The following is a 6481-nucleotide window of genomic DNA, read 5'->3' on the forward strand; positions in this document are numbered from 1 at the left end:
ACTCTTAGCCAAAATTGAATCAAAAAACATGAACGATGCTGTATCAATAGCTGCTGCTGTCCGTACAGGTAAAGTTAGCGCGGTAGAAGTTACCGAAGCTGCATTAGCGCGAATCGCAGCACGAGATCATGAACTTAATTGCTTTACGGCTGTAACTACAGAAATGGCCATAGCAGATGCAGCACGAATTGATCAAGAAATTGCCCAAGGCAATAACCCTGGGTTGCTGGCTGGTGTGCCTTTTGCAGTCAAAAACCTCTTCGACATCGCTGGTTTAACAACTCTGGCGGGTGCAAAAATCAACGCGGAAAATCCCCCAGCTAGCCAAGATGCAACCGCAGTAACCAAGCTGAAACAAGCAGGTGCTGTGCTAGTTGGCGCTTTAAATATGGATGAGTACGCTTATGGATTTGTGACAGAGAATTACCATTATGGCGCTACCCACAATCCTCATGATTTACAGCGTATAGCTGGTGGTTCATCGGGTGGTTCTGCGGCGGCTGTTGCTGCTGGATTAGTACCCTTAACTTTAGGTTCTGATACTAATGGTTCAATTCGCGTTCCCGCTGCTTTGTGTGGGGTGTTTGGTTTCAAACCAACTTACGGACGATTATCTCGTGCTGGGGTAGCTTTATTTTCTAGTAGTTTTGACCACATTGGGCCATTTGCCCGTTCGGTACAGGATATCGCGACTGTTTTTGATGTGCTTCAAGGTGAAGACGATCGCGATCCAATTTGTACCAAGCGCCCACCTGAATTTTGTTTACCCCAGCTTCATCAAGACATTTCTGATATTAGAATTGCGATCGCTGGTGATTATTTTGTCAAAGGCGCAGAACCAGAAGCCTTAGCAGCTGTGCAAAAGGTAGCAGATGCTTTAGATGTTACTGAGTATGTGACGATACCGGAAGCCCATAGTGCCCGTGCGGCGGCGTTTGTGATTACAGCTAGCGAGGGGGCGAATTTACATTTAGACAAATTGCGATCGCGTCCTCACGATTTTGACCCAGCTACACGCGATCGCTTTTTGGCTGGGGCGTTAATTCCTAGTACTTGGTATTTACAAGCACAGCGTTTTCGGAGATGGTACCGCGATCAAATTCGAGAAGTGTTTCAACATGTGGATATTATTCTTGCACCAACTACACCAATTTCCGCACCATTAATTGGTCAAAAAACTATGATATTAGATGGTGAAGAAATTTTGCTCCGTCCCCATTTAGGATTATTTACTCAACCGTTATCTTTTATTGGTTTACCTGTTTTATCAATACCAATTCAACCTTTCAATAGTCTACCTCTAGGTGTGCAATTGATAGCTGCACCTAACAATGAAGCGTTAATTTTACGGGTTGCAGCTGTACTAGAGGCAAAAATAGGAGTATAGCTTCAATGTATTGTCGCTAACTTGACGTAAGTAACTGCCAAAGGTGTTAATTTGCTATGAACTACCTCTAACTGGCTTCGCCTGAGCTATATATATGTGTTCATTTTGAAACATACCCTATAGGTACAAGTGACACATGAATATGATGATTTGGCGTTGCTGATTAATGGGATGATTTTATAGATTTAAAAAATAATTATTTTACAGATTTATCCTCATAAAAATTCTCCACTTTTTTTAAAGTAGAGAAGTATAACAACATATTAATGAATACTAAAATTTTCCTAACTTATAATAGATGGCACCCTAATACTGGCTCTGGAGAAGCTAATTTAGTCAATCACTTTCTTTAGCTCATCCTTGATGTTTTCTGTGGTGTGAATAACTTGAGCTTCAGCTTGCTTGGACTGTCCTTCAGCTTTATCTGCTGGATTACCACTTACTTCACCAATTACTTCTTGTACCTTGCCTTCAATATTTTTAGCAGTGGCTTCTACTCTCTTTTCAACGCTCATATTTTTACTTCCTTGTAAGTTGTTTGAAATATTAAACTAGGAGTACAGTATCACTATTAGATATTTTTTTAGACTATCCTAGGGTATAATAATAATTTCTAAATATCATTACTAAGATAGATGCAAAATCAAACAACATTGCTGCGAGGAAAAATGCATCCTTAAACTAGCATTTGAACAACATTCTCTGTTGTATGGTCTATACAGATGACTAAAGCTGTTTACCATATATTAACTCAGGTTAGAGCAAGTTTTTTGTTGATAAGGAAAAGATTAGAGTGGTTACAAGGCGTAAAAAAAATCCGTGGGTAAGTGAGATAAATGACATAATCCGAGGTACTTGTGGAGGTTTTTTATTTGGCATTCCTCTGCTGTACACTATGGAAGTTTGGTGGATTGGATCACTTGCAAAACCACGATTAATGATGATAGCGATCGCATTAATGTTTACTGTGGTTTTCTTACTCAATAAAACAGAAGGATTTCGCAAACGCAGGTATAAATTACGAGCTTATGAAGCAGTTATAGATACTGTAGAAGCTATGGCTATTGGATTGGCTTGTTCAGCTTTTATATTAGTATTATTACGAGAATTAACATTTGAAACTTCTATTAAAGAAGCCTTAGGTAAAATCATTTTTGAAAGCGTACCTTTTGCTCTTGGTGTTGCACTAGCTAACCAGCTTTTAGGAGAAAGTAATAATAGCAATGGTGAAACATCCTCTCAGCAAGAAAACCTAAAAAAGTATAAACAGAACGGTTTAGATGCCACTCTTGCTGATTTGGGTGCAACCTTAATTGGGGCAACTGTAATTGCATTTAATATTGCCCCTACAGATGAAGTTCCGATGCTAGCAGCCGCAGCTTCTGCACCCTGGCTTTTAGCAATGATCGCCACATCTTTAGTAATTTCTTATGGCATTGTATTTCAGGCAGGCTTTTCAGACCAGCAAAAACGCAGAGAGCAAAAAGGTATATTCCAACGACCGTCAAGTGAAACAATTATGTCTTATTTAGTGTCTCTACTAGCAGGCGCATTTATGCTGTGGTTCTTTCAAAAATTAACTTTCAGCGATCCCTGGACAATGTGGTTAGACCATACTTTAATACTAGGTTTACCCGCAACTATTGGTGGTGCAGCTGGTAGATTAGCCTTATGACTAAAATCGAACACCACAAACAAAAACGTTCATTTGCTGAGTGGGTGACATTTTGTATTGCCTTGTTGATTTTAGCTGTAATTGTGAGTTTAGTAGGGTACACTTGGCTCAACGATGAAAATCAACCTCCTATACTCTCAGTTACTGAGAAACAGACAATTCGGGAAATTGACGGGCAATTTTATGTTCCCTTTGAAGTTGTCAATACTGGAGGAGATACAGCCGAGTCAGTTCAAATTATTGCTGAGTTACAAATTAACGGCAAGGTTGTAGAAACAGGAGAACAGCAAATTGATTTTTTATCCCGTAGTGAAACAGAAGAAGGCGCATTTGTGTTTAGTCAAAATCCTAGTCAAGGCAAGCTCATTTTGCGAGTTTCTAGCTATAAGTTACCCTAAAATATTGGCTGCGGATAATTGGTAATTGGAACTGATTACCAATTACCAAAAAGTCCTGAAAAGAGATAATAGATTAAACGTTTACTTTAGCTTTTGACCAAACACCATTTTCATCTTCATCATACCGTTGATGAATAGTTTCCCAAGCAGCTTGTTCAGCAGTAAACTCGTCACTTGTTTCACTTAAAACATTGTTATAACGCTCAATAAATGTGCTTTGAGCTTCTTGAGAAAGATGAGAACGAACCTCAGGAGATAAGTCTTCTGGACTGTTGCAAGGGCCAGGACAAGGACGAGATAGTGTTTTCTCTACTGTATGAATTTCTTCACCACCAGCACTTTCAAGCAGCAATTGAAATTCGCCAACACGATCGCTTGGTACTTCTGCCATTAATAAAAATTCGCCAGCTTGTAAGCGAGTTTGGTAAATTGCGGCTTTATCTTCTGGCATTCCCCAAGCAGTCAGAACCGATACCAAGCCTGCACCAGCACTACCTGCGATCGCTCCGCTAGCAGCCCCTAGTAGCAAAGCACCAATTGGCCCTGCTGCTACAAGTGGCCCAACAAAGGGAACGAACAGTACGCCTACACCTGTAAGTAAACTCAAGAATGAACCAAACAGAGAACCAAAAATTGCTCCTGTCCTCAATCCTCCTAAAATCACATCTTTCTTAGTAAGGAAGCCCGAAATTCGAGTTTCTGACTGGAAATTTCTACCCATCACCGAAATGTGATCTCTTGGTACACCCCTGTCGAGCAAACGTCTAATAACGTCATCAATTTGCTTTTGCTCTTTAAATAACGCAGATATGGTACGTTCGGCTTGATACACTTCTGGCACTTGAATACTCCTTAAATCTTGTTTTTGTAATTGACATACTAAAGAAACAGTAGCAGGGAGATCCAATCTCCCCACAGACTGCTATCTCAGCTCAAACATGATGTACTTGGATATATCTGAACTACACACCTACAGGAGTTTTACTTCCTGCTGCGGGTTTTGCACCATTTGGCTCTAATGCTTGTCCTTCAATAAACGAGCGTAACATCCAAGCCATCTCTTCATGCTCTTCCATTAATCCGGTCAAAAAGTCAGCAGTTCCCTCATCATGAAACTGTTCACTGCACTGATCTACATGCTCTCTTAAGTTGCGAATCACTTGCTCGTGATCTTGCACGAGATAAGCAACCATACCTGTTGCTGTAGGAACATCACCAGAATGTTCCTTGAGGCTAGCAATTTTAAGAAATCCCTCCATTGTGCCAACTGGATAACCACCTAAAGCACGGGTTCGCTCTGCTAAGGCATCAATGTTTAGAGTCAGTTTTTCGTAGTGTTCTTCCCAAAGCTGGTGCAAGCTACGGAACTGAGGACCAACAACGTCCCAGTGGTACTTTTTGGTTTTCACTAGCAGTAGATAAGAATCTGCCAAATCTTGATTCAACAGGTTAATTACACCTTGACGCTGTTCTTCTGTTAAACCAATGTTTATTGGACGCATTGCTTTCCATCCCTAACTGAACTTATTTATTAAGTTCACAAAAATTAGACATAATAGACATCAACCAGAGGAAAGATTCTACAAGCATAAATATTTACAACTCAGACTCCCATTGATCTGTGCCTTCTAATAGATAAAAGCAGTCTATTTTTTGAAAAGATAACAATAGACACCTTGATCCGACTAATCAAGATGTCTACTTTAATCAAAAAGTAAATTTGTCTACAAAAAAGTTTTGTGAATGAAGAGTAATTCTTAGTATTATTACTAGTTATTACCTGTGACTTTTCCTAGAAAATTCTTTACTTCTTCTTCAACACTAGTTGCACTCTGAGAATTTTCAGGACGCTTCATCTGATCAATATCAGCATCACCCTGAACTTCATTAAGTCCTTTATTAGACTCTTCTTGAACCTTTTTCAATCCAGGTGGTTCTGATTTAGCTATTTCATCAGTTTTTTTCTGAGTTTCAAGGAGTTGCGTTGGCCCCTCGGTAGGATTGCTTTGATAACTACTGATTGCAAAAGCAGGAACCGCACTAGATAAGAACACCAACGCACAGGTAAAAGCCACAACTAAGAAACGCACTGGACGTAAGGTAGATAAAACAACAGTAAAAATCTTCATTTGCAATCCTCAAATAACAGCTTCAACAACGCAGGACTAGTGAATATAAATAGAAGTAGATGCTTACATTCGGTCAATTTAATTACCAAATTTTCCATTTATGCTTCCATCACTAAATCCTTTGACAGTAAAATTGTGGTTGAAATAAATATCTTTTTCCTTTCACTTTACTATAAGTAATAAGCTAGAATAAACTAAATCCTGACTTATCAGACTTTTAGTAAGTTTTTACAAAAAGATATTTTTCGATCAAATTTTACCTGATCCATTTTTACTTGTAAAAGACTAACATCTGCATCGACCTGTAGAATGAAGTTAATTTGATTTATCTTTTTTACAAAATCATTCTTTTGGTATATCGACTGCACACAATCAAATCTGCTTAGCAACTCTGCGAGCAAAACGACTCAGAAATATTCTCATTCTGTACGTCATAAGCGATCGCTTAAATAATATTTCTATGTTTAAAGTATAATTTAATGCTTGAGATACACGTACTGGGGTATATCAATCATTCATATAAATGCTGGTAAAAGCCTTTTGCAATTTCCTTTAGCTGGAATTTTAGATGCATATCCCTCTTCTGTCACTTTCCGAGTATTCTGAATAAAAGGATGAAAAGAAAAAACTCTGGAAGGTAAGTAGGGCAATGGATGTAGAATTACAAATTATCAAACATTTGGCAAGAGCTCCTCATCCAACAGTTGGCATCATAGATGAATATTGTGCAGAGTATAAAGACCTGTTTAAAGAAGTAAGGAATTATGAGTGCTTCAAATATTTACATCTGGGGATAATATCAACGATAAAAAGAAAATCGTTACCAGAGATAGCGAAGGTAGTGAGTATAAATTCAGCACAATCATTACACCATTTCATAGCAAATTCAGAT

General features: G+C 38.7%; 7 protein-coding genes and 1 pseudogene. 4 read left to right on the plus strand and 4 right to left on the minus strand.

Annotation, left to right across the window (positions count from 1 at the left end; all coding sequences use genetic code 11):
• Window positions 1-28 precede the first annotated feature (28 nt).
• Window positions 29-1387, plus strand: a complete 1359-nt coding sequence (locus I8751_RS14720) for an AtzE family amidohydrolase (RefSeq protein ID WP_214439901.1) — start codon at window positions 29-31, stop codon at window positions 1385-1387.
• A 332-nt stretch (window positions 1388-1719) separates the two neighbouring features.
• Here I8751_RS14720 and I8751_RS14725 read toward each other — a convergent pair whose 3' ends face one another.
• On the minus strand, window positions 1720-1902 hold the full coding sequence (locus I8751_RS14725; protein WP_214439902.1) for a CsbD family protein: 183 nt from the start codon (window positions 1900-1902) through the stop codon (window positions 1720-1722).
• 278 nt (window positions 1903-2180) lie between these two features.
• Here I8751_RS14725 and I8751_RS14730 point away from each other — a divergent pair, with 278 nt between their 5' ends.
• Window positions 2181-3062 carry a TIGR02587 family membrane protein gene (locus I8751_RS14730; protein WP_214439903.1) on the plus strand — a complete coding sequence of 294 codons (882 nt, stop codon included), beginning with the start codon at window positions 2181-2183 and terminating at the stop codon, window positions 3060-3062.
• Window positions 3059-3460, plus strand: a complete 402-nt coding sequence (locus I8751_RS14735) for a TIGR02588 family protein (RefSeq protein ID WP_214439904.1) — start codon at window positions 3059-3061, stop codon at window positions 3458-3460. The genes I8751_RS14730 and I8751_RS14735 overlap by 4 nt, the downstream gene beginning before the upstream one ends.
• Before the next feature lie 73 nt (window positions 3461-3533).
• Here the strand turns inward: I8751_RS14735 and I8751_RS14740 are convergent, their stop codons facing one another.
• The 3 genes from I8751_RS14740 to I8751_RS14750 all read right to left on the minus strand — a co-directional run bounded on the left by I8751_RS14740 (window position 3534) and on the right by I8751_RS14750 (window position 5589).
• The gene (locus I8751_RS14740; protein ID WP_214439909.1) at window positions 3534-4301 is read right to left on the minus strand and encodes a ChaB family protein; all 768 of its coding nucleotides are present in this window, start codon (window positions 4299-4301) and stop codon (window positions 3534-3536) included.
• A 121-nt stretch (window positions 4302-4422) separates the two neighbouring features.
• Window positions 4423-4962 carry a Dps family protein gene (locus tag I8751_RS14745; protein WP_214439905.1) on the minus strand — a complete coding sequence of 180 codons (540 nt, stop codon included), beginning with the start codon at window positions 4960-4962 and terminating at the stop codon, window positions 4423-4425.
• A gap of 267 nt (window positions 4963-5229) precedes the next feature.
• Window positions 5230-5589: a hypothetical protein gene (locus I8751_RS14750; protein WP_214439906.1), complete on the minus strand. Its 360-nt coding sequence runs from the start codon at window positions 5587-5589 to the stop codon at window positions 5230-5232.
• A 649-nt stretch (window positions 5590-6238) separates the two neighbouring features.
• Between I8751_RS14750 and I8751_RS14755 the strand changes: the two are divergent.
• Window positions 6239-6481, plus strand: a pseudogene (locus I8751_RS14755) (IS701 family transposase); the annotation flags it as partial.

Origin of the sequence: Atlanticothrix silvestris CENA357, assembly GCF_016056295.1 — a bacterium.
In the GTDB taxonomy this organism is placed as follows: Bacteria; Cyanobacteriota; Cyanobacteriia; order Cyanobacteriales; family Nostocaceae; genus Atlanticothrix; species Atlanticothrix silvestris.